This is a genomic window from Brevibacterium samyangense, assembly GCF_039529845.1.
Classification (GTDB): Bacteria; Actinomycetota; Actinomycetes; order Actinomycetales; family Brevibacteriaceae; genus Brevibacterium; species Brevibacterium samyangense.
In genome coordinates this window covers 22,505-44,754 of sequence record NZ_BAAANO010000017.1, presented here as the reverse complement: position 1 = coordinate 44,754, position 22,250 = coordinate 22,505, and the positions used below count along the sequence as shown (strand labels likewise).

Sequence of the window (22,250 nt, the reverse complement as noted above, 5' to 3'; positions counted from 1 at the left end):
GGCGCTGCCGAGCCCCACGAACAGCAGGAGAGAAGAACACATGACAGTGGCGGTACGCGTCATTCCGTGCCTCGACGTCGACGCCGGCCGCGTGGTCAAGGGCGTGAACTTCGAGGGGCTCCGGGACGCCGGTGATCCGGTCGAGCTCGCCCGGCGCTACGACGCGGAGGGGGCGGACGAGCTCACCTTCCTCGACATCACCGCCTCGAGCTCGGACCGGGCGACGACCTACGACATGGTCGCGCACTGTGCCGAGCAGGTCTTCATCCCGCTCACGGTCGGTGGGGGAGTGCGTTCGGCCGACGACGTCGACCGCCTCCTGCGCGCCGGTGCCGACAAGGTCGGCGTCAACACCGCTGCCGTCGCCCGCCCGGACCTCATCACCGAGATCGCCCGGCGGTTCGGCAATCAGGTGCTCGTGCTCTCCCTCGACGCCCGGCGCGTGCCGGCCGGCGAGCGGCCAACGCCCTCCGGTTTCGAGGTGACGACCCACGGTGGGCGCCGCGGCACCGGGATCGACGCGATCGAGTGGACCGCACGGGCCGCGGAGCTCGGGGCGGGGGAGATCCTCCTCAACAGCGTCGACGCCGACGGGACGAAGGCCGGGTTCGACCTCGAACTCATCCGGGCCGCGCGGGCGGCCGTCGACGTTCCACTCATCGCCTCGGGCGGAGCCGGCGCGGTCGACCACTTCGCACCGGCCGTGCGCGCCGGCGCGGACGCCGTGCTCGCCGCGAGCGTCTTCCACTTCGGGCAGTTCACCGTCGGTGACGTCAAGGACGCACTCCGGGCCGAGGGATTCGAGGTCCGCTGATGCTCGATCCCGCGATCTCGGAGAAGCTCCGGACGAACGAGGCAGGACTCGTCCCCGTCGTCGTCCAGGAGGCGACGACCCGCGAGGTGCTCATGCTCGCGTGGATGGACGAGGAGGCCCTCTCCCGGTCGCTCGCCACCGGCAGGGCGACCTACTGGTCGCGGTCGCGCCGGGAGTACTGGGTGAAGGGGGAGACCTCGGGGAACGTCCAGCACGTGCGCCGGATCGCCCTCGACTGCGACGGGGACACCCTCCTCATGGAGGTCGACCAGACCGGTCCGGCCTGCCACACGAACACGACGACCTGCTTCACCGGAAGGGACCTCGATGGACTGCACACCGAGCCGTGAGGAGTTCCGTGCACTCGGGGCCGAGCACCGTCTCGTCCCCGTGTGGACGACGGTGCTCGCCGACTCCGAGACGCCGCTGAGCGTCTACCGCAAGCTCGCGGAGGGCACGCCCGGTTCGTTCCTCCTCGAGTCCGCGTCCGAGGGCAAGTGGAACCGGTACTCGTTCATCGGCCGGAACCCGCTCGCCACTCTCACCGAGGACGGCGGCGAGGTCGCCTGGATCGGTGAGGTGCCCGTCGGCGCCCCGACGAGCGGTGACCCCCTCGAGGCGGCACGTGCGGTCCTCGAGCTCTTCGCGATCGACAAACCGGATTCGGACCTGCCTCCCATGATCTCCTCGCTCGTGGGGTACCTCGGGTGGGACATCGTGCGCCGGTTCGAGCGCCTCGGGCACGGCCCGCTGCCGGAGGACCGGGTCCCCGAGCTCAGCCTCTCGATCCCCGGGGACGTCGCGATCTTCGACCACTACACCTCGCGACTCACACTCGTCGCGAACGTCTTCAACATGAACGGTGAGGCCTCCGGGATCGACGAGGCCCATGCGTCGGGCGTCGCCCGGCTCGAGGCGATGATCACCGACCTCCTCGCCCCCGCCCCCGCGACGATCGCGACGTTCACACCGCTCGAACCCGAGGTGAAGCCGCGCACCGCGAAGGAGGACTACCTCGCCTCCGTCGAGCGCGCACAGCGGGACATCGTCGACGGCGAGATCTTCCAGGTCGTCCTCGGACAGCGTTTCGACTCCCCGGTCGACGCCGCCCCGATCGACGTCTACCGGATGCTCCGGGCGACGAACCCGAGCCCGTACATGTACCTCCTCGACGTCCCGACCCCGGACGGTCGACCGCTCACCGTCGTCGGGTCCTCGCCCGAGGCACTCGTCACCGTCACCGACGGCACTGTCCTCACGCATCCGATCGCGGGGTCCCGCCCGCGCGGGGAGGACCCGGCGTCCGACGTCCGGCTGGGGCACGAACTCCTCGCCGACGAGAAGGAACGCGCCGAGCACCTCATGCTCGTCGACCTCGCCCGCAACGACCTCGCGAAGATCTGCACCCCGGGCACCGTCGACGTCACCGAGTTCATGGAGCTCGAACGGTACTCGCACATCATGCACATCGTCTCGAGCGTGACGGGCGAACTCGCCCCGGGCGTCGACGGGATCGACGTGCTCGCCGCGACCTTCCCCGCCGGCACGCTCTCGGGTGCGCCGAAGCCGAGCGCCCTGCGGATCATCGACGAGCTCGAACCCGTGGCGCGCGGGGTCTACGGCGGGGTCGTGGGGTATCTCTCCTTCACCGGTGACCTCGACGTCGCGATCGCGATCCGCACGGGCATCATGCGCCCGGGCACGATCAGCGTCTCCGCGGGCGCCGGGATCGTCGCGGACTCGGTGCCGGAGACCGAGTACGTCGAGACCCAGAACAAGGCCGCGGCGGTCCTCCGTGCGGCCGCCGCCGCGCACACGCTCCGGACACCGGGTGCCGACGACCGGGTGTCCGTGGGGGAGACCCGATGACCCTCACCCGGTCCCGCGCCGTCCTCGTCCTCCTCGCCCTCGCCGGGCTCATGTGGATCGTCTCCGCGCAGACGTGGATCCCCGCCGAGGCGAACCCCGCCGCCGGGGTCCCCGGGGTCGCCGCGGAGGTCGGCACCTCGGACACCGCCACGAGTCCGGTGCTCACAGCGTGTGCGGCGGTCGTCGCCGTCACCGCGCTCCTCCTCGTGATGTTCGGGAAGCTCGGACGCCTCGTCATCACCGGGCTCACCGCGCTCGCGGCACTCGGGTACGCGGCGGTCGGCCTCGGCGACGTGCTCGCCGGCGAGGCCACGACCGCGTGGCCGTACGTCGGGATCGTGCTCGGCGTGCTCGGCGCCGTCGTCGCGAGCGGGGTCGGGCTCGGGAGTCGGTCCTGGCAGGCGAACGTCTCGCGCTACGACCGCGACACCTCGGCCGCCGGCGGACCGGGCAACGGACCGGAGGACGACCCGGGTGAGGACGTCGATCCGACCCGCGCCTGGGACTCGCTGTCCCGGGGCGACGACCCGAGCTGAGCTGCACCGCGGCCGTCCTCGGACCGTGGCGCCGGCTCGCGTCCCGCCCGTGACCCGTGTGCAATTCCGCTTCCGGCTCGTGAGAGAATACCCGTGGACTTTTCGTGCAAAGGAGAACAATGAGCGAGATCACCATCCGCAACGTCGCCCCCGACCTCGATCGTGGATCGATCGACTACGCCGCGGTCCAGGACCCCGGCCACGGCAATTCGGCGGGTGCGTGGACGACCGTCCTCATCATCCTTCTCGGATCGACGATCGCCACCGTCGCGTTCCTCATGGACCTGCCGCTCGTCGTCTGGATCGCCGGACTCGCCGGCTGGATCGGCGGCCCGATCGTCGGTGCGATCGTCGGGAAGATCGCACCCGCCCCCGCGGGTCACCACTGATGACCGTGCTCGACGGCATCGTGACCGGCGTTCTCGAGGACCTCTCGGGACGCCGGTCCGCCGTCTCCGACGCCGACATCCGGGCCCGTGCCGCGGATGCCGCGCCGGCCCGGCCGTTCCTGCCGCGCCCCGCGGACTCCTTCGGCATCATCGCCGAGGTCAAGCGGGCCTCGCCCTCGGCCGGTGCCCTCGCCGACATCGCGGACCCGGCAGCCCTGGCGGCCGCGTACGCCGCCGGAGGTGCCGCGGCGATCAGCGTCCTCACGGAGGAGCGCCGCTTCGGCGGTTCGCTCGCCGATCTCGACGCCGTCCGCGCCGCGGTCGACGTCCCGCTGCTGCGCAAGGACTTCGTCGTCACCGACTACCAGATCCACGAGTCGCGGGCCCACGGGGCGGACATCGTCCTCCTCATCGTCGCGGCCCTGTCCCCGGCCCAGCTGCAGGAGTTCCACGGACTCGCGCAGTCGCTCGGGATGGCGGTCCTCGTCGAGGCGCACACCCCCGAGGAGATCGCCGCCGCCGTGGACCTCGGCGCACCCCTCGTCGGTGTCAACACGCGGAACCTCAAGGACCTCACGGTCGACACCGCCCGGTTCGCCCCGCTCGCGGGGCTCTGCCCGCCCGATCGCACCCTCGTGGGGGAGTCGGGCGTGAAGAGCGCCGAGGACGTCGCCGCGTACGCGGCACAGGGGGCCCACCTCGCGCTCGTCGGCGAGGCCCTCGTCACCGGCGGTCGGCCCCGCGACGCCGTTGCCGAATTCACCGCCGCCGGCACGACCTCCCTGCGCGCCCGCACCGCCGGCGCCCACTGATCCCCACCCTCTCGACACCGGCTCCGCCACCGGCGGGCCGGAGGAACGGACTCCCACCGATGAGTGAGAACTATCTGGTCACCGGGAGCGAACCCCTGGGTCCCTATTTCGGGGACTTCGGGGGTCGTTTCTTCCCCGAGGCACTCGTGCCCGCCCTCGACGAACTCGAGGAGACCTGGCTCAAGGCACGCGTGGACCCGGAGTTCACCACCGAACTCGACCGCCTCCAGCGCGAGTACACCGGTCGCCCCAGCCTCCTCACCGAGGCGCCCCGTTTCGCCCGGCACGCCGGCGGGGCCCGCATCTTCCTCAAGCGCGAGGACCTCAACCACACGGGCAGCCACAAGATCAACAATGTGCTCGGCCAGGCCCTCCTCGCCAAGCGCATGGGCAAGACCCGCGTCATCGCGGAGACCGGTGCCGGTCAGCACGGCGTCGCGACCGCGACCGCCGCGGCACTCCTCGACCTCGAGTGCGTCGTGTACATGGGCGAGGAGGACACGCAGCGGCAGGCGCTCAACGTCGCCCGCATGGAGCTCCTCGGTGCCACCGTGCACCCGGTGTCGAACGGCACCCGCACCCTCAAGGACGCGATGAACGAGGCCGTGCGCGACTGGGTCGCGAATGTGGAGACCACCCACTACCTCATCGGCACGGTCGCAGGTCCCCACCCGTTCCCGGCCATGGTCCGCAGTTTCCAGCGCGTCATCGGCGACGAGGCCCGCGCCCAGATCCTCGAGCAGGCCGGTCGCCTGCCGGACGCGGTGTGCGCATGCGTCGGCGGCGGCTCCAATGCGATGGGCATCTTCGCGGCCTTCGTCGGTGACCCGGACGTGAAGCTCTTCGGCTTCGAGGCCGGGGGAGCCGGCGTCGACAGCGGTCGCCACGCCGCCCGGTTCTCCGGCGGTCGTCCCGGCGTCCTCCACGGTTCGGCCACGTACATCCTCCAGGACGAGGACGGGCAGACCCTCGGCTCCCACTCGGTGTCCGCGGGCCTCGACTACCCGTCCGTCGGTCCCGAGCACTCCTTCCTCCACGACGCCGGTCGTGCCGAGTACCAGCCGGTCTCCGACGAGGAGGCGATGGAGGCGTTCCGGCTGCTCGCACGGACCGAGGGCATCATCCCCGCGATCGAGTCCGCGCACGGCCTCGCCGGTGCACTGCGCCTCGGCCGGGAACTCGGCACCGAGGCGCTGATTCTCGTGAACCTCTCCGGTCGCGGCGACAAGGACATGACGACCGCCGCCCGGTGGTTCGGCTACATCGAGGAAGGGGCGACCCAGGTATGAGCACGACGAGCACACGCGTGCGGACGGCGGAGGCGATCGACGCCGCGAAGGCCGCCGGCCGCAGCGCCGCCTTCATCGGTTATCTCCCCGTCGGCTTCCCGACGACACAGACCTCCATCGAGGCGATGGTCGCCCTCGTCGAGTCGGGTGCGGACATCGTCGAGGTCGGCATGCCCTACTCGGACCCCGGGATGGACGGTCCGGTCATCCAGCACGCGGACGACGTCGCTCTTACCGCCGGGGTCCGGACCACCGACCTCTTCGAGGCGGTCCGGGCCGTCACCGCGGCCGGTGGCTGCGCGGTCGTGATGACGTACTGGAACATCGTCGTCCAGTACGGCGTCCGCGCGTTCGCCCGGGATCTCGCGGCCGCCGGCGGTGCCGGCATCATCACCCCGGACCTCATCCCCGACGAGGCCGCCGCGTGGATCGAGGCCGCCGAGGAGTTCGGTCTCGACCGGGTCTTCCTCGCCGCGCCCTCCTCGACGCCCGAACGCCTCGACCTCGTCGCCGGGGCCAGCCGCGGCTTCGTCTACGCCGCCTCGACGATGGGCGTGACCGGCACCCGGTCGACCGTCGACTCCCATGCGCGTGCTCTCGTGAGCGCGGTCCGGGAGGCCGGCGCGGCACATGTGTGCGTGGGACTGGGTGTGTCGAACGCGGAGCAGGCCGCCGAGGTCGCCTCCTACGCCGACGGCGTCATCGTCGGATCCGCCCTCGTCCGGGCCCTCGACACGGACGGTGTCGAGGGTGTGCGGGCGCTCGGCGCCGAACTCGCCCGCGGAGTCACCGCGTGACGGGAACCGGTTTCCTCGTGCTCCTGCTCGTGCTCGTCGTCCTCGCCGCGGGGGCGGGCGTCGTCGTCCTGCTCCTGCGGCGCAGCCGGGGGACGGGGACCGGGCTCGAGGCGCCGGGCAGCGCCCGCTCGCACGGCGCCTCGGCGGGACCGGGGCGATCCGGCTCCGCCGACGCGCCGGAGGACGAGGCTCCCGGCATCGACCCGGTGCCCTCGAAGCGGGCGTTCGGCGTGTGGGGAGCCGTCACCTCGGCGATCTCGATCGTCCCGCAGGTCGACGGGCAGACCGACACCCGGGCCATCCGCCGGGTGCAGGCGCGCGAGCAGGACACGCAGCACCGGGGGCAGGAGTAGCACCGCACGACCACCCCGACAGATCGTTACCCCGGGTTACCCGGGGGACCCGCAGCGGAAACGTCCGCGTGACAGACACGCTGCAGTGACATGGGTCATCTCATGTATAGTGGCAAGTCCGTCATGCGTGATACGCATCACGGACTTGTGTCTTTTCCGCACGGAAAAGCGGTTCAGTGAGGACAGCGCCGTCCACTGGAACTTTCAGTCATGTCCGAACGATCTAGGTGAAGGGCGGTGCCATGAGCTCCTCCAGCATGTCCTCGCGTCTGCCATCCCACGGAGGTCCCTCCGCGCAGGGACTCTACGACCCCACGAACGAACACGACGCCTGCGGGCTCGCGATGCTCGTGCGCTACCGGGGCGAAGCCGATCACGAGGTCGTGGAACAGGCCCTCGTCGCCCTGCGCAACATGGAGCACCGCGGCGCGGTCGGCGGTGACGAGGGAACCGGCGACGGCGCCGGAATCACGGTGCAGGTCCCGCACGCGTTCTTCCTCGAGGAGTCGGGCCTCGACCTCCCCGAGGCCGGTCATTACGCCGTCGGTACCGCCTTCCTCGACCCCGCCGACCCGCAGTCCGGACGCTCGACGGTCGAGGCATTTGCCCGGGAGGAGGGCCTCACGGTCCTCGGATGGCGCGACGTCCCCGTCGTCCCCGACGTCGTCGGACGCTCGGCGCGTGCGACCATGCCGCTGTTCTCGCAGGTCTTCCTCGCCCTCGATCCCGCGCTGCCGGTCGAGACCGACGAACACGGGGTCCCGGTCCCGATGGTGCTGGAGCGTCGTGCCTTCGCGACCCGCAAACGCGCCGAGCACGCGGGCGTCTACTTCCCCTCGCTGTCGCCGCGGACCCTCACCTACAAGGGCATGCTCACGACCGCCCAGGTGGAGCCGTTCTACCCGGACCTCCAGGACCCGCGGTTCACCTCGCGCATCGCCCTCGTGCACTCGCGCTTCTCGACGAACACCTTCCCCTCGTGGCCGCTCGCCCAGCCCTTCCGGATGATCGCGCACAACGGTGAGATCAACACCGTCCGCGGCAACCGGAACTGGATGCGTGCCCGGGAGAGCCAGCTCGCGAGCCCGGCCCTCTCCTCGCCGTGGTCCGACGGCTCCAACCGCGATGTGAGCCGCCTGTTCCCGATCGTCTCGGGTGGCGCCTCGGACTCCGCGTCCTTCGACGAGGTGCTCGAACTCCTCGTCATGTCCGGGCGGTCCCTGCCCCACGCGGTCATGATGATGATCCCGGAGGCGTGGCAGAACGACGGTCACATGAGCGAACAGCGCCGGGCGTTCTACCGCTACCACTCGCACCTCATGGAGCCGTGGGACGGCCCGGCCGCCGTCGCGTTCACCGACGGGACCGTCGCCGGTGCGGTGCTCGACCGCAACGGTCTGCGCCCCGCGCGCTACGTGATGACCGACGACCTCGTCGTCCTCGCGTCCGAGGTCGGCGTCGTCGAGATCCCGGACGAGCGGATCGTCAAACGCGGTCGCCTCAAGCCGGGCCGGATGTTCCTCGTCGACACCGAGTCCGAGCGCATCATCTCCGATACCGAGATCAAGGCGTCGATGGCCTCCGCCGAGCCCTACGGGCAGTGGCTGGCGGAGAACTCGATCGAACTCGCGGACCTGCCGGACCGCGAGCACGTCGTCGCACCCCAGTCCTCCGTGAAGCGCCGCCAGCGGACCTTCGGGTACACCGACGAGGACCTGCGGATCCTCATCGGCCCGATGGCCGAGGCGGGAGCGGAACCGCTCGGTGCGATGGGCACCGACACCCCGCTCGCCGCATTCGCCGAGCGTCCGCGACTTCTCTTCGACTACTTCGTGCAGACCTTCGCGCAGGTGACGAATCCGCCGCTCGACGCGATCCGCGAGGAGCTCGTCACGAGCCTGTCGATCGGGGCCGGCGGGGAACGCAACATCCTCGATCCGCGCCCCGAGAACGCGATGCAGGTGCGACTGCCGTACCCCGTCATCGACAACGACCAACTCGCGAAGCTCGTGAACATCTCCGGCAAGCGGATGAAGCTGCCCGCGCGCACCCGGGCCGCCCACGTGCTGCGCGGTGTGTACCGTCCCGGCGGCGGGGGAGTGAACCTCGCCCGGCGCCTCGAGGAACTGTGCACCGAGGCGTCCCGGGCCATCGAGAAGGGCGCGCGGTTCCTCGTGCTGTCCGATCGCGGGTCCAATGCGGAGTTCGCACCGATCCCCTCGTTGCTCCTCACCTCGGCGATCCACCACCACCTCATCCGGGAGAAGACCCGGACCCGGGTGTCGATCGTCGTCGAGGCCGGTGACGTGCGCGAGGTCCACCACATCGCGACGCTCGTGTCCTTCGGCGCCTCCGCCGTCAACCCCTATCTCGCGATGGAGACCGCCGAGCACATGGCCCGCGAGGGACGCCTCGGCGACGTCACCGAGGCCCAGGCGGTGAAGAACCTCCTCCAGGCCCTCGGCAAGGGTCTGCTCAAGATCATGTCGAAGATGGGTATCTCGACGGTGCAGTCGTACCACGGTGCTCAGACCTTCGAGGCCATCGGACTGTCGAAGAAGTTCGTCGACCGGTACTTCACCGGGACCTCCTCACGCCTCGAGGGCGTGGGGATCGACGGGATCGCCCGCGAGGTCGAGGAGCGACACGCGGCCGCGTACCCGAAGGACCACCCGCCGGTACCGAACCGCGGGCTCGAGATCGGCGGCGAGTACCAGTGGCGGCGCGAGGGGCCCCCGCACCTCTTCGACCCGGAGACGGTGTTCAAACTCCAGCACTCGACGAAGACCCGTCGTTACGACATCTTCCGCGAGTACACACAGCGCATCGACGACCAGTCGCGTGAACTCATGACGCTGCGCGGACTCTTCGATCTGCGCCCGCTGCCGAGCGGTCCGATCCCGATCGACGAGGTCGAACCGGTCTCGGAGATCGTCAAGCGCTTCTCGACCGGAGCGATGAGCTACGGCTCGCTCTCCCAGGAGGCCCACGAGACACTCGCGATCGCGATGAACCGGCTCGGCGCGAAGTCGAACACCGGTGAGGGCGGCGAGGACGTCGACCGTCTCATGGACCCCGAACGGCGATCCGCGATCAAACAGGTCGCGAGCGGCCGCTTCGGCGTCACGAGCCTCTACCTCACGCAGGCCGAGGACATCCAGATCAAGATGGCGCAGGGTGCGAAGCCCGGCGAGGGCGGTCAGCTGCCCCCGTCGAAGGTGTATCCGTGGGTCGCGCGGACCCGTCACGCGACGGCCGGCGTGGGCCTCATCTCCCCGCCGCCGCACCACGACATCTACTCGATCGAGGACCTCGCCCAGCTCATCCACGACCTCAAGCGGGCCAATCCGGAGGCGCGCGTCCACGTGAAGCTCGTGTCCGGTGTCGGCATCGGCACGGTCGCGTCGGGCGTGGCGAAGGCGAGTGCCGACGTCGTCCTCGTGTCCGGCCACGACGGCGGCACCGGCGCGAGCCCGCTCAACTCGCTCAAGCACGCGGGTGCCCCGTGGGAGCTCGGCCTCGCCGAGGCCCAACAGACGCTGCTGCTCAACGGGCTGCGCGAGCGCATCAGCGTCCAGGTCGACGGACAGCTCAAGACCGGCCGCGACGTCGTCATCGCGGCGCTGCTCGGTGCCGAGGAGTTCGGTTTCGCGACCGCACCCCTCGTCGTGTCCGGCTGTGTCATGATGCGCGTCTGCCACAAGGACACGTGCCCGGTCGGTGTCGCGACCCAGAACCCGGAGCTGCGCAAACGATTCACCGGGAAGCCGGAGTTCGTCGTGAACTTCTTCGAGTTCATCGCCGAGGAGGTGCGCGAGTACCTCGCGGAACTCGGATTCCGCAGCCTCGACGAGGCGATCGGTCAGGTCGAAAGCATCGACGCCTCGAAGGCGGTCCGCCACTGGAAGGCCGAGGGGCTCGACCTCTCGCCGATCCTCGCGGTACCGCAGCTCATCGACGGTTCCGTCGCGGCGGTGCGCAAGCGCACGACCGTGCAGAACCACCGCATCGACGAGCACTTCGACCAGCAGCTCATCGCACAGATCGGCCCGGCGCTCGAGGACCGGACCCCGGTCGTCCTCGAGGCGACGAGCACGAACGTCGACCGGTCGATCGGCACGCTCCTCGGCCACACGGTGACGAAGGCGCTCGGTACGGAGCCCCTCCCCACCGACACCATCACCGTGAAACTCAACGGATACGCGGGGCAGTCGCTCGGCGCGTTCCTGCCCTCGGGGGTGAGCATCGAACTCACCGGCGATGCGAACGACTACGTCGGCAAGGGCCTCTCGGGCGGTCGGATCGCGGTGCGTACCGCCCCGGGAGTCCGGGGTCGTCCCGAGGAGAACGTCATCGCGGGCAACGTCATCGGTTACGGTGCGACGAGCGGTGACCTCTTCATCGCCGGTCAGGTCGGCGAACGATTCCTCGTCCGCAACTCCGGTGCCCGGGCGGTCGTCGAGGGCATCGGCGACCACGGTCTCGAGTACATGACCGGCGGTGTCGCGGTGATCCTCGGTGCCGTCGGCCGCAACTTCGCCGCCGGTATGTCCGGGGGAGTCGCGTACATGCTCGACTTCAACCCGGCGCGGATGAACGCGAAGGAACGCGACGCCGGACTGTTCTCGCTGAGCGCGCTGTCCTCGGACGACGCCTCCGTGCTCGTGGAACTGCTCCGTCGGCACGTCGAATTCACCGGTTCCCCGCTCGCGAGCTCGCTCGTGACCCAGATGGACCACGGGGAGGACGTCCTCTCCCGCTTCACGAAGCTCATGCCGGTCGACTACGCGACCGTCCTGGAGATCCAGGACCTCGCACGACGTTCGGGCCTCGACCCCGAGGGCGACGAGGCATGGGCCCAGATCCTGGAGGCTACTCATGGCTGATCCCCGCGGATTCCTCAAGGTGCGCGAGCGCGAACTCCCCGCGAAGCGCCCCGTCCCCGTCCGCCTGCTCGACTACAAGGAGATCAACACCACGATGTCGAAGTCGGCATTCGTGGCGCAGGCCGGTCGCTGCATGGACTGCGGTATCCCCTTCTGTCAGCAGGGGTGCCCCCTCGGGAACTACATCCCCGAGTGGAACGACGCGATGTGGCGGGACGAACTCCCGCGCGCCGTCGAACTCCTCCACGCGACGAACAACTTCCCGGAGTTCACCGGACGGGCCTGCCCTGCTCCGTGCGAGAGTTCCTGCACTCTCGGCATCAACCAGCCGGCGGTCACCATCAAGAACATCGAGGTGACGATCGTCGACCGCGGGTTCGAGGAGGGGCTCATCACCCCGTTCGTCCCCGAACGGATCTCCGGCCAGACCGTCGCGGTCGTCGGGTCGGGACCCGCGGGCCTCGCTGCGGCCCAGCAGCTCACCCGCGCCGGTCACACCGTCGTCGTGTACGAACGCGAGGACCGCATCGGCGGACTGCTGCGGTACGGTATCCCGGACTTCAAGCTCGAGAAGCACCACATCGACCGCCGCATCGCGCAGATGGAGGCCGAGGGCACCCGTTTCCGCACACGCACCGAGCTCGGTGTCGATGTGAGCTGGGAAGCGCTCGACGAACGCTTCGACGCGGTCCTCGTGTGCACCGGTGCCACGGTGCCCCGCGACCTGCCGATCCCCGGCCGCGAACTCCGCGGTATCGAGTTCGCGATGGACTACCTCACCCCGGCGAACAAGCACGTCGCCGGTGACGAGGTGCCGTTCATCGACGCCGCGGGCAAGCACGTCGTCATCATCGGTGGCGGTGACACCGGCTCCGACTGCCTCGGCACCGCCCTGCGTCAGGGTGCGGCTTCGGTGACGACCCTCGCGATCGGCAAACAGCCGCCGCGCACCCGGTCCGAATCCGAGCCCTGGCCGCTCACTCCCCGGCTCTTCGAGGTGTCGACGAGCCACGAGGAGGGCGGTGAACGCACGTTCCTCGCCTCGACCGTGTCCTTCGTCGACGACGGCACCGGTCAGGTGCGCGCACTCGAGGTCGCGGAGACCGGATTCGTCGACGGCCGGCGCGTGCCGTTGCCGGGGACGGAGCGGGAGATCCCCGCGGATCTCGTCCTCATCGCGATGGGCTTCACCGGACCGGAGACCGCACAGCTCGAGGCCTACGGGGCGACGCTGGCGGGGAACCGTCTCCACCGCGGCCGGGACTACTCGACCGACCTCCCGGGTGTCTACGTCGCCGGGGACGCCGGGCGGGGCCAGTCGCTCATCGTGTGGGCGATCGCGGAGGGCCGCGCGGCGGCCGCCGAGGTGGATCGCTACCTCACCGGATCGACGCTCCTGCCGACTCCGGTCGCCCCGGCGGACGAGGGCCTCACGCTCGCCCGGTGACCGTCGGCCCGCAGTGGTCGTCCACTGCGCTCGCCCCTCGTCACACCCCTCACGGCGTCCCCCGCTGTGAGGGGTGTCTCATTCATCCCGAGTTCGTCCGGAACCCGCTCGAGGGGCCTGCCGAATCCGGGGGCGGGGACGTAGGGTTGAGTCCATGAGGCATGCAAAGATCGTCGCCACACTCGGCCCCGCCCAGTCGACCTACGAGGACATCCGTGCGCTCATCGAGGAGGGCGTCGACGTCGCCCGGATGAACCTCAGCCACGGTTCGCACGAGGAACACCGGCAGCGCTACGAATGGGTGCGTCAGGCCGCCAAGGACACGGGAAAGGCCGTCGCCGTGCTCGTCGACCTCCAGGGGCCGAAGATCCGGGTCGGGACCTTCGCCGACGAACGACGGATCCCGCTCGAGAAGGGTGCGACCTTCACCATCACGACCCGGGACGTCGAGGGGTCGGAGGCCGAGGTCGGCACCACCTACGAGGGACTGCCGCAGGACGTGCGGGTCGGTGACCCGCTCCTCGTGGACGACGGGCGGATCCGCCTGCGCGCCACGGGTGTCACCGCGACGGACGTCATCACCGAGGTCGAGGTGCCCGGCACCATCTCCGACCACAAGGGCATCAACCTCCCGGGCGTCCCCGTCTCCGTGCCGGCGATGTCCGAGAAGGACATCGCGGACCTCCGCTGGGGACTCCACCTCGGTGCCGACTGGGTGGCGCTCTCCTTCGTCCGCAACGCCTCGGACGCGGAACTCGTCCGTGCGGTCATGCGCGAGGAGGGCGTTCTCGTCCCGGTCATCGCGAAGCTCGAGAAGCCGCAGGCCGTCGAGGCACTCGGGGAGATCGTCGATGCCTTCGACGGCGTCATGGTGGCCCGCGGTGACCTCGGCGTGGAGCTCCCGCTCGAGCAGGTGCCGCTCGTCCAGAAGCGGACCATCGACCTGTGCCGCCAGCAGGCCAAGCCGGTGATCGTCGCGACCCAGATGCTCGAGTCGATGATCGACGAGCCCCGTCCCACCCGCGCCGAGGCGAGCGACTGCGCGAATGCGGTGCTCGACGGCGCGGATGCGCTCATGCTCTCGGGGGAGACCTCGGTCGGCACCTACTGGCGCGAGGCGGTGCGGACGATGTCGCGCATCATCGAGGCCACCGAGAACCACGGGATGAGTCGCATCCCTCCGCTCGGCACGGTTCCGCACACCCGCGGTGGCGCGATCACCGCGGCCGCCGTCCAGGTCGCGCATCAGCTCGACATCAAGCTCCTGTGCACCTTCACCCAGTCCGGCGATTCGGTGCGCCGCATGAGCCGTCTGCGCCCGAACCTCCCGATCATGGCGTTCACCCCGGACGTCAAGGTGCGGCACCAGCTCGCACTCACGTGGGGGTCACGCACCTATCTCGTGAAGTCGGTGCGGCACACGGACCAGATGGCCCGCCAGGTCGACACGGTCCTCCTCGGCAACGGTCTCGCGGAGGAGGGCGAACTGTGCATCATCGTCGCCGGGTCGCCCCCGGGGATCGCGGGCTCGACGAACGCCCTGCGCGTCCACCGGATCGGTGATGCGGCGAAGGGCCTCGCCGCCGCGTACCGCGACGAGATGGACGAGGCCGATCCGCTCGAGGGCTACGGGGAGATCCCCGAGAGCTGATCGACCGGGCGGTCCGCCGGACTGCGCGCGGGAAGGGCCCGGGACGGCAGGTCAGTCGTCCCGGGCCCTCGTCGTGTCCGGCAGCAGCGCGGCGAGCACGGCGGAGGCGATCCACACCACGAGCGTCGTCGCGACCGCCCACCACAGGTTCCGGAAGTCGAGGACGACCGGGGTGAATCCGCTGAGCCACCCGGTGAGCAGCACCATGAGGACGTTCACCACGAGGGAGAACAGTCCGAGCGTGAGGCACGTGATCGGCAGGCTCACGAACTCGACGATCGGCTTGACGAGGGCGTTCACGAGCCCGAAGACGAGGCCGAGCACGAGGTACGCGGCGATCGTCGAGGGGACGGCGCCGAGGGTCTGGGACAGGAAGTCCGAACCGGTGATGGTCGTGCCGGGAAGCAGCCACGCCGCGACCCACAGACCGGCGGCATTGCACAGGACACCCACGAGGAATCTCATGACCCCAGTGTGACGCATCGGTCCCGGGGAACGCCGAAGTCCCGGGACATCGTGGGAACGATGCCTCGGGACTTCACGCGCGTACCGGATGTGGGACTCGAACCCACACGTCTTTCGACAACGCATTTTGAGTGCGCCGCGTCTACCGATTCCGCCAATCCGGCGAGCAGCCCCATGGTATTCCAGGGCCCGGGCGAATTGCACATCGGCGGCGGCCCGGGTGTCCCGGACATCGCACGCGACACCACGCCCCACACCGAGCCCGGGACGGGTGCGGGTGGGAAGTCTCACGTCCGGATGGAGGGACGGCCCGGGCCGTGGGGCGTTGCCCGCGCGGTGATGCGTTTAGAATCGTCCCCGTGCCTAATGACTTGACCTCCCCCGAAACCGGTCCCGTACGTCGCGTCGTCGTCGCCGAGGACGAAGCCGTCATCCGCCTCGACATCGTCGAAATGCTCCGTGAGGTCGGCTTCGACGTCGTCGGAGAGGCCGCGGACGGCGAATCCGCGATCCGCCTCGCCGAGGAACTCCGACCGGACCTGGTCGTCATGGACATCAAGATGCCGGTTCTCGACGGCATCTCCGCGGCCGAACGGATCGCCCGTGCGCGGATCGCCCCGGTCGTCCTCCTCACCGCGTTCTCGCAGAAGGAACTCGTCGAGCGGGCGCGTGACGCCGGTGCGATGGCGTACGTCGTCAAGCCGTTCACCTCGGCCGATCTCGTCCCCGCCCTCGAGGTGGCTCTCGCCCGCCATGCGGAGATCGCGGCGCTCGAGTCCGAGATCTCCGATCTCACCGACCGTTTCGAGACCCGCAAGCTCGTCGAACGTGCGAAGAGCCTCCTCATCTCGAACATGGGACTCACCGAGCCCGAGGCCTTCCGGTGGATCCAGAAGACCTCGATGGACCGCCGCCTGACCATGCGCGAGGTCGCGGAGACCGTGCTCAACCAGATCGGTAAGAAGTAAGGGCCTCATCCCTCGCCCGCGAGGCGAGGACCATGTTCGTGATCCGGACGATCGAGAGCAGCTTCCCGGCCTCGTTCGTCATCTTCACCTCGTGGGAGATGAGCGTGCGTCCGTGATGGAGCACCTCCGCGCGTCCGAACACCCAGCCGTCGCGGGCCGCCCGGACATGGGTGGCGTTGAGATCGACACCGACGACGTTCTTCCCGTTCGCGAGGAGGAACGCGTGCATCGAGCCGAGCGTCTCGGCCATGACGACGTGTGCTCCGCCGTGGAGGAGCCCGGCCGGCTGGAGATTGCCCGCGACCGGCATCCGGGCCTCGATCCAGTCGAACCCCATGTCCGTGAACTCGATCCCGACCTTCTCCACGAGGGTGTCCTCGGCGCGCCCCTGGTTGTACTCCATGAGCATGCGGTACTGCTCGGGGGTGAGCCCGGGTTCCATCCGGGGCAGTGTCGTCTCCGTCATCGGTTCTCCTGTGTCGTGCGCGTACGTCGAGGGCCCGGTGTGCGGCACTCGTTCCGGCCCCGCTCGGGCCTCCTCGACAGTAGACCACGAGCGGTAGGCTGATCCGGTGAGCTCCCAGAAACTTCTTCTCATCGACGGTCATTCGCTCGCCTACCGCGCGTACTTCGCGCTCCCGGCGGAGAACTTCTCGACGTCCACGGGGCAGACGACGAACGCTGTGTACGGCTTCATGTCGATGCTCCTCACCGCGCTCTCCGCCGAACGTCCCACGCATCTCGCGGTCGCGTTCGACCTCGGCCGGCAGACCTTCCGTCTCGCCGAGTACCCGGAGTACAAGGCGGGCCGGGCGAAGACCCCGGACGACTTCCACGGTCAGGTCGAACTCATCAAGGACCTCCTCGGTGCCCTCGGCGTGCCCGTCGTGACGAAGGAGGGATTCGAGGCCGACGACGTCCTCGCGACCCTCGCGACGCAGGGCGCGGCGGCCGGGATGGACACGAACATCGTGAGCGGTGACAAGGACTCGTTCCAGCTGTCGTCCGCGGACATCACGATCCTGTACCCGAAGCGGGGCATCACCGATCTCAATCGGATGACGCCCGCGGCCGTGGAGGAGAAGTACGGGGTCTCACCCGCGAACTACCGCGGACTCGCGGCGCTCGTGGGGGAGAAGGCCGACAACCTGCCGGGAGTGCCCGGAGTGGGGGAGAAGACCGCGGCGAAGTGGCTCGGGCTCTACGGGGACCTGCCGGGAGTGCTCGCCCACGCGGAGGACATCGGGGGCAAGGCCGGCGGCAACCTCCGCGACCACCTCGCGGACGTCGAGCGCAACTACCGCCTCAACCGCCTGCTCACCGACCTCGACCTGCCGATCGCCCTCGCCGATGCGGAGTTCGGTCGGATCGACCACGAGGCCCTCGCCGCGCTTCTCGACCAGCTCGAGTTCCAGGCCCTCGGGAAGCGCCTCGAGGTGCTCCTCGCCGACCTCGGGCTCGAAGGGACGACGAGTCCGGCGGGGGCCGGCGCCTCGGCGGTGGAGGTCCCGGAGACCGCGGTGCTCGACGGGGCCGGGCTCCTCGCCTGGCTCGCCGACCGCGATGCCGAGGCGCCCCTCGGGGTGGCCTCGGACGCACGTTTCGAGCGCGGGTCGGGCGCCGTCGACCTCCTCGGCCTCGCCCAGGGCGAGGACGCGGTGGCGGTCGAACTCGGTGAACTCTCCGCCGGTGAACTCGCGGAGGTCGCCACCGCACTCGGGCGGTTCACCGCGCTCGTCATGCACGACGCGAAGCCACAGCTCAAGGCCTTCGCGCAGGCGGGCCTCGACGGTCTGCGGGTGTGGACCGACACCGAACTCGCCGCGTATCTCCTCGTGCCCGACGCCCGCGCCTACGACCTCGAGGCGCTCACGGACCAGCACTGCGGGATCTCACTCGCTCCTCCGGAGACCGACGGGCAGGGCACCCTCGATCTCTCCTTCTCGAACGAGGCCGCACAGGCAGTCGGCGGTGCCGCATGGGGTGTCGTCGCGCTCGCGGAGGCACTCCGGGCGAAACTCGCGGACACCGGAGGGCTCGGTGTCCTCGACGAGATCGAGATGCCCTTCCAGGCGATCCTCGTGCGGATGGAACTCGCGGGCATCGCGGTGGACTCCGGTGCACTGGGGACCCTCCTCGAGGAGTTCGGTGCCCAGGCGGAGGCCGCCCGGGACGCCGCGTACGAGGCGATCGGTCACGAGGTCAACCTCGGCTCGCCCAAACAGCTCCAGGTCGTGCTCTTCGAGGAGCTCGACATGCCGAGGACGAAGCGGACGAAGACCGGGTACACCACGGACGCGGACGCACTCGCGGACCTCCTCGTCAAGACCGGGCACCCGTTCCTCGAGAACCTCCTCGCGTACCGGGACGTGACGAAGCTGCGCCAGACCGTCGTGGGGCTCGGCAACACTGTCGCGGACGACGGGCGGATCCACACCTCGTACCTGCAGACGGTCGCGGCGACCGGGCGACTGTCCTCGAAGGACCCGAACCTCCAGAACATCCCCGTGAGGACCGAGGCCGGGCGCCGGATCCGGGAGGCGTTCGTCGCCGACGGGGACCGCGGATACGCGGAACTCCTCACGGCGGACTACTCGCAGATCGAGATGCGGATCATGGCGCACCTCTCCGGCGACGAGGCGCTCATCGCGGCGTTCAACGCGGGTGAGGACCTCCACTCCTTCGTCGGCTCTCGCGTGTTCGGCGTCCCCACCGACGAGGTGACGCCGGCGATGCGCTCGAAGGTCAAGGCGATGTCGTACGGCCTCGTGTACGGGCTCTCCGCGTTCGGACTGTCGAAACAGTTGCGGATCGGCGTCGAGGAGGCACGTGCCCTCATGGACGGGTACTTCGAACGATTCGGTGCGGTCAAGCACTACCTCGACGAGGTCGTGGAGAGGGCCCGGGCCGCGGGATACACGGAGACCATGTACGGCCGCCGCCGCTACCTCCCGCAGCTCACGAGCGACCGTCGCCAGGTGAGGGAGATGGCCGAACGCGCCGCGCTCAATGCGCCGATCCAGGGCAGCGCGGCCGACATCATGAAGATCGCGATGCTCCGGGTCGAGGACGGACTGCGGGCCGCAGGGGTGCGCAGCCGGATGCTCCTCCAGGTGCACGACGAGATCGTCGTCGAACTCGGCCCGGGCGAGTACGAGGAGGTCGCCGGGATCATCCGCGGGTGCATGGGCGCAGCCGCCGAACTCTCGGTGCCGCTCGACGTCAACGTCGGGCACGGTCGGTCCTGGCAGGACGCCGCTCACTGAGCGCCGAACGCCGCCGTTCCCCACGAGGAACGGCGGCGTTCGGGTGCCGACGAGTGACCCGGTCGGTGGAGTGGGTTCGGTCGCCCGGTTACGGGAGCCGGGCGGAGAAGATCGCGGTGCCGGGCATGAACTTGCCGCGCAACGGTGACCAGCCACCCCAGGTGGCGGTGTTGTCCTCGGGCCACTCCGGTTCGGTGAGACGCTCGAGCACGAAGCCGGCGCCCACGATGAGGGCGATCCAGTCGCCGAGGGTCCGGTGGTGCTCGGCGTACGCGGGGTTCCCGTCGGCGTCGAGTTCGACATAGGGAGTGCGGTCGAAGTACGGGTACTCGACGGTGAGGCCCGCCTCCCCGGGGACGTCGGGGAACATCCAGCGCAGCGGGTGGGTGACGGAGAAGACCCAGCGGCCTCCGGGGCGGAGGACACGTGCGACCTCGGCGAGCACCGCATCGGCGTCCTTGACGAAGGGCAGCGCGCCGTAGGACGAGAACGCGAGGTCGAAACTGCCGGAGGGGAACGGGAGTTTCCGGGCATCCGCCTCGAGGTAGGTCGGCGGGGTGACGGAGGCCGGCAGCGGATTGTCGCGCTGCATCCGGGCGGCCTGCTCCAACATCCCGGAGGACAGATCGATCCCGGTGGCGACGGCGCCCTGGAGGGCAACCCACCGCGAGCACTGGCCGGCGCCGCAGCCGACCTCGAGCACCTGCTTCCGGGCGACGTCGCCGAGCAGGTGGACGTCGGCCTCCCGGATTCCCTCGGGGCCCCAGATGAAGTCGTTGGCGCCGAGGTGGGACCCGTGTTCGGCGAGGTACTCCTCGGCGGATCCGTCCCAGTACGTCCGGTTCGCGCGGACGGAGGTCTCCTCGTCGATCGCGATGTAGCCACCGCTGATGATCTCGGGCGTGTAGTCGCTGTCGGTCATGGCGCCATCCTACGGTCCCGGCGTCGCCCGGGGCGGGCATCGTGACGTGCGGCGACTCACGTCCGCGCCCGCCGGAACGGGCGGAACCGGTACTTCCCGGAGACGGCGTTGGTGCTACTATTGGTCAATGTGTGTGCAACACACGGTCCATCCATCAACAATCGAGACCGCGCGAACGGTTCCCGGTGACTCGGCTTCCCGGTGACTCGGCGAATCACGCAGCGCGGGCATCAGTCCATTACGGAGTCCCTACCTTTATGACCACCACCACGCCGGGCACGGCGCAGAACTCGCAGATCGCCGTCAATGACATCGGCTCTGCAGACGATTTCCTCGCGGCCGTCGATGCGACGATCAAGTACTTCAACGATGGTGACATCGTCGAAGGAACCGTCGTCAAGGTCGACCGCGACGAAGTTCTGGTCGACATCGGATACAAGACGGAAGGTGTCATCCTTTCGCGCGAACTGTCGATCAAGCACGACGTCGACCCGGCTCAGGTCGTCGAGGTCGGAGACGCCATCGAGGCCCTCGTTCTCACCAAGGAGGACAAGGACGGCCGTCTGATGCTGTCGAAGAAGCGCGCGCAGTACGAGCGTGCCTGGGGCGACATCGAGAAGATCAAGGAAGACGAGGGCGTCGTCACCGGCACCGTCATCGAGGTCGTCAAGGGTGGCCTCATCGTCGACATCGGACTCCGTGGCTTCCTCCCCGCCTCGCTCGTGGAGATGCGTCGCGTCCGCGACCTCGCTCCCTACATCGGCCAGCAGGTCGAGGCGAAGATCATCGAGCTCGACAAGAACCGCAACAACGTGGTCCTCTCCCGCCGTGCATGGCTCGAGGAGACCCAGTCGGCGGTGCGCCACGACTTCCTCAACACGCTCGCCAAGGGCCAGGTGCGCCCGGGTGTCGTGTCGTCGATCGTCAACTTCGGTGCCTTCGTCGACCTCGGCGGTGTGGACGGCCTCGTCCACGTCTCCGAGCTCTCCTGGAAGCACATCGACCACCCGTCCGAGGTCGTCGCCGTCGGCGACGAGGTCACGGTCGAGGTCCTCGATGTGGACATGGACCGCGAGCGCGTCTCCCTCTCGCTCAAGGCCACCCAGGAAGATCCGTGGCAGCACTTCGCACGGACCCACGTCATCGGCCAGATCGTGCCCGGTAAGGTCACCAAGCTCGTTCCGTTCGGTGCATTCGTGCGCGTCGAGGACGGCATCGAGGGCCTCGTGCACATCTCCGAGCTCGCGGTGCGTCACATCGACCTCCCCGAGCAGGTCGTCTCCGTCGACGAGACCATCTACGTCAAGGTCATCGACATCGACCTCGAGCGTCGCCGCATCTCGCTGTCCCTCAAGCAGGCCAACGAGGGTGTCGACCCGGAGGCCGAGGAGTTCCTCGACCCCGCGCTCTACGGCATGGTCCAGGAGTACGACGAGGACGGCAACTACAAGTACCCCGAGGGCTTCGATCCCGAGACCCAGGAGTGGATGGAGGGCTTCGACGCCCAGCGCGAGGCCTGGGAGGCGCAGTACGCCGCCGCTCAGCACCGCTGGGAGGAGCACAAGAAGCAGGTCGCCAAGGCGATCGCCGCCGACGCCGAGGCGGGCTCCGAGGACGCCGCAGAGGCACCCGCAGCGAGCGCGTCCTACAGCTCCGAGGAGCCGGCGGACGCAGGCACCCTCGCCTCCGACGAGGCGCTTGCCGCACTCCGCGAGAAGCTCGCGGGCAACTGATCGCACTGTGATCGGCGCCCGGGCGGTGAGGCCACTCCACACCGCCTGAGCCC

Annotated in this window: 18 protein-coding genes and 1 tRNA gene; 15 read left to right on the top strand and 4 right to left on the bottom strand. The window is 69.5% G+C overall.

The genetic code is table 11. From position 1 onward, the window contains the following. Window positions 1–40: 40 nt before the first annotated feature. The 12 genes from hisF to pyk all read left to right on the top strand — a co-directional run bounded on the left by hisF (window position 41) and on the right by pyk (window position 14,843). Window positions 41–814, top strand: a complete 774-nt coding sequence (gene hisF, locus ABD172_RS09385; RefSeq protein ID WP_344309034.1) for an imidazole glycerol phosphate synthase subunit HisF — start codon at window positions 41–43, stop codon at window positions 812–814. Further along, window positions 814–1,164, top strand: coding sequence for a phosphoribosyl-AMP cyclohydrolase (hisI, locus tag ABD172_RS09380; RefSeq protein WP_344309033.1), 351 nt, complete (start codon window positions 814–816; stop codon window positions 1,162–1,164). The genes hisF and hisI overlap by 1 nt, the downstream gene beginning before the upstream one ends. Beyond that, window positions 1,142–2,683 (top strand): anthranilate synthase component I, encoded by a 1,542-nt coding sequence (locus ABD172_RS09375; RefSeq protein WP_344309032.1) that lies wholly within the window; start codon window positions 1,142–1,144, stop codon window positions 2,681–2,683. Before hisI ends, ABD172_RS09375 begins: the two co-directional genes overlap by 23 nt. Beyond that, the gene (locus ABD172_RS09370; RefSeq protein ID WP_344309030.1) at window positions 2,680–3,219 is read left to right on the top strand and encodes a Trp biosynthesis-associated membrane protein; all 540 of its coding nucleotides are present in this window, start codon (window positions 2,680–2,682) and stop codon (window positions 3,217–3,219) included. Before ABD172_RS09375 ends, ABD172_RS09370 begins: the two co-directional genes overlap by 4 nt. A gap of 119 nt (window positions 3,220–3,338) precedes the next feature. Further along, window positions 3,339–3,608 carry a DUF6704 family protein gene (locus ABD172_RS09365; protein WP_344309028.1) on the top strand — a complete coding sequence of 90 codons (270 nt, stop codon included), beginning with the start codon at window positions 3,339–3,341 and terminating at the stop codon, window positions 3,606–3,608. After that, window positions 3,608–4,420, top strand: coding sequence for an indole-3-glycerol phosphate synthase TrpC (trpC, locus tag ABD172_RS09360; RefSeq protein ID WP_344309027.1), 813 nt, complete (start codon window positions 3,608–3,610; stop codon window positions 4,418–4,420). The genes ABD172_RS09365 and trpC overlap by 1 nt, the downstream gene beginning before the upstream one ends. 59 nt (window positions 4,421–4,479) lie before the next feature. Beyond that, window positions 4,480–5,709, top strand: coding sequence for a tryptophan synthase subunit beta (gene trpB, locus ABD172_RS09355; protein ID WP_344309025.1), 1,230 nt, complete (start codon window positions 4,480–4,482; stop codon window positions 5,707–5,709). Then, window positions 5,706–6,506: a tryptophan synthase subunit alpha gene (gene trpA / locus ABD172_RS09350; protein WP_344309023.1), complete on the top strand. Its 801-nt coding sequence runs from the start codon at window positions 5,706–5,708 to the stop codon at window positions 6,504–6,506. Before trpB ends, trpA begins: the two co-directional genes overlap by 4 nt. Continuing rightward, window positions 6,503–6,859, top strand: a complete 357-nt coding sequence (locus tag ABD172_RS09345; RefSeq protein ID WP_344309021.1) for a hypothetical protein — start codon at window positions 6,503–6,505, stop codon at window positions 6,857–6,859. Before trpA ends, ABD172_RS09345 begins: the two co-directional genes overlap by 4 nt. Window positions 6,860–7,101: 242 nt before the next feature. Continuing rightward, window positions 7,102–11,745 carry a glutamate synthase large subunit gene (gene gltB / locus ABD172_RS09340; protein WP_344309019.1) on the top strand — a complete coding sequence of 1,548 codons (4,644 nt, stop codon included), beginning with the start codon at window positions 7,102–7,104 and terminating at the stop codon, window positions 11,743–11,745. Next, window positions 11,738–13,192: a glutamate synthase subunit beta gene (locus tag ABD172_RS09335; RefSeq protein WP_344309017.1), complete on the top strand. Its 1,455-nt coding sequence runs from the start codon at window positions 11,738–11,740 to the stop codon at window positions 13,190–13,192. The genes gltB and ABD172_RS09335 overlap by 8 nt, the downstream gene beginning before the upstream one ends. A 154-nt stretch (window positions 13,193–13,346) precedes the next feature. Further along, window positions 13,347–14,843, top strand: a complete 1,497-nt coding sequence (gene pyk / locus ABD172_RS09330) for a pyruvate kinase (protein WP_344309015.1) — start codon at window positions 13,347–13,349, stop codon at window positions 14,841–14,843. Window positions 14,844–14,894: 51 nt separating this feature from the next. Here the strand turns inward: pyk and ABD172_RS09325 are convergent, their stop codons facing one another. Both ABD172_RS09325 and ABD172_RS09320 read right to left on the bottom strand, forming a co-directional pair. Continuing rightward, the gene (locus ABD172_RS09325) at window positions 14,895–15,308 is read right to left on the bottom strand and encodes a phage holin family protein (RefSeq protein WP_344309013.1); all 414 of its coding nucleotides are present in this window, start codon (window positions 15,306–15,308) and stop codon (window positions 14,895–14,897) included. Between the two features lie 82 nt (window positions 15,309–15,390). Next, a tRNA-Leu gene (locus ABD172_RS09320) sits at window positions 15,391–15,472 on the bottom strand. A gap of 195 nt (window positions 15,473–15,667) precedes the next feature. Between ABD172_RS09320 and ABD172_RS09315 the strand changes: the two genes are divergently transcribed. Next, window positions 15,668–16,276: an ANTAR domain-containing response regulator gene (locus ABD172_RS09315; protein WP_344309011.1), complete on the top strand. Its 609-nt coding sequence runs from the start codon at window positions 15,668–15,670 to the stop codon at window positions 16,274–16,276. Here the strand turns inward: ABD172_RS09315 and ABD172_RS09310 are convergent. Next, on the bottom strand, window positions 16,254–16,742 hold the full coding sequence (locus ABD172_RS09310; RefSeq protein ID WP_344309009.1) for a hotdog fold thioesterase: 489 nt from the start codon (window positions 16,740–16,742) through the stop codon (window positions 16,254–16,256). The two genes, ABD172_RS09315 and ABD172_RS09310, sit on opposite strands and share 23 nt — an antisense overlap. A 106-nt stretch (window positions 16,743–16,848) precedes the next feature. Here ABD172_RS09310 and polA point away from each other — a divergent pair, with 106 nt between their 5' ends. Continuing rightward, window positions 16,849–19,542 carry a DNA polymerase I gene (polA, locus tag ABD172_RS09305; protein ID WP_344309007.1) on the top strand — a complete coding sequence of 898 codons (2,694 nt, stop codon included), beginning with the start codon at window positions 16,849–16,851 and terminating at the stop codon, window positions 19,540–19,542. Between the two features lie 88 nt (window positions 19,543–19,630). Here polA and ABD172_RS09300 read toward each other — a convergent pair whose 3' ends face one another. Further along, window positions 19,631–20,464, bottom strand: a complete 834-nt coding sequence (locus tag ABD172_RS09300; protein WP_344309005.1) for a class I SAM-dependent methyltransferase — start codon at window positions 20,462–20,464, stop codon at window positions 19,631–19,633. A gap of 257 nt (window positions 20,465–20,721) precedes the next feature. On the opposite strand from ABD172_RS09300, the gene rpsA reads away from it, so the two are divergent. Then, window positions 20,722–22,197, top strand: a complete 1,476-nt coding sequence (gene rpsA, locus ABD172_RS09295) for a 30S ribosomal protein S1 (protein WP_344309003.1) — start codon at window positions 20,722–20,724, stop codon at window positions 22,195–22,197. Window positions 22,198–22,250 lie beyond the last annotated feature (53 nt).

Bases quoted from the DNA above. Each gene is read 5' to 3' on its own strand.
- hisF (WP_344309034.1), top strand. From the start codon at position 41: ATGACAGTGGCGGTACGCGTCATTCCGTGCCTCGACGTCGACGCCGGC.
- hisI (WP_344309033.1), top strand. From the start codon at position 814: ATGCTCGATCCCGCGATCTCGGAGAAGCTCCGGACGAACGAGGCAGGA.
- ABD172_RS09375 (WP_344309032.1), top strand. From the start codon at position 1,142: ATGGACTGCACACCGAGCCGTGAGGAGTTCCGTGCACTCGGGGCCGAG.
- ABD172_RS09370 (WP_344309030.1), top strand. From the start codon at position 2,680: ATGACCCTCACCCGGTCCCGCGCCGTCCTCGTCCTCCTCGCCCTCGCC.
- ABD172_RS09365 (WP_344309028.1), top strand. From the start codon at position 3,339: ATGAGCGAGATCACCATCCGCAACGTCGCCCCCGACCTCGATCGTGGA.
- trpC (WP_344309027.1), top strand. From the start codon at position 3,608: ATGACCGTGCTCGACGGCATCGTGACCGGCGTTCTCGAGGACCTCTCG.
- trpB (WP_344309025.1), top strand. From the start codon at position 4,480: ATGAGTGAGAACTATCTGGTCACCGGGAGCGAACCCCTGGGTCCCTAT.
- trpA (WP_344309023.1), top strand. From the start codon at position 5,706: ATGAGCACGACGAGCACACGCGTGCGGACGGCGGAGGCGATCGACGCC.
- gltB (WP_344309019.1), top strand. From the start codon at position 7,102: ATGAGCTCCTCCAGCATGTCCTCGCGTCTGCCATCCCACGGAGGTCCC.
- ABD172_RS09335 (WP_344309017.1), top strand. From the start codon at position 11,738: ATGGCTGATCCCCGCGGATTCCTCAAGGTGCGCGAGCGCGAACTCCCC.
- pyk (WP_344309015.1), top strand. From the start codon at position 13,347: ATGAGGCATGCAAAGATCGTCGCCACACTCGGCCCCGCCCAGTCGACC.
- ABD172_RS09325 (WP_344309013.1), bottom strand. From the start codon at position 15,308: ATGAGATTCCTCGTGGGTGTCCTGTGCAATGCCGCCGGTCTGTGGGTC.
- ABD172_RS09310 (WP_344309009.1), bottom strand. From the start codon at position 16,742: ATGACGGAGACGACACTGCCCCGGATGGAACCCGGGCTCACCCCCGAG.
- ABD172_RS09300 (WP_344309005.1), bottom strand. From the start codon at position 20,464: ATGACCGACAGCGACTACACGCCCGAGATCATCAGCGGTGGCTACATC.
- rpsA (WP_344309003.1), top strand. From the start codon at position 20,722: ATGACCACCACCACGCCGGGCACGGCGCAGAACTCGCAGATCGCCGTC.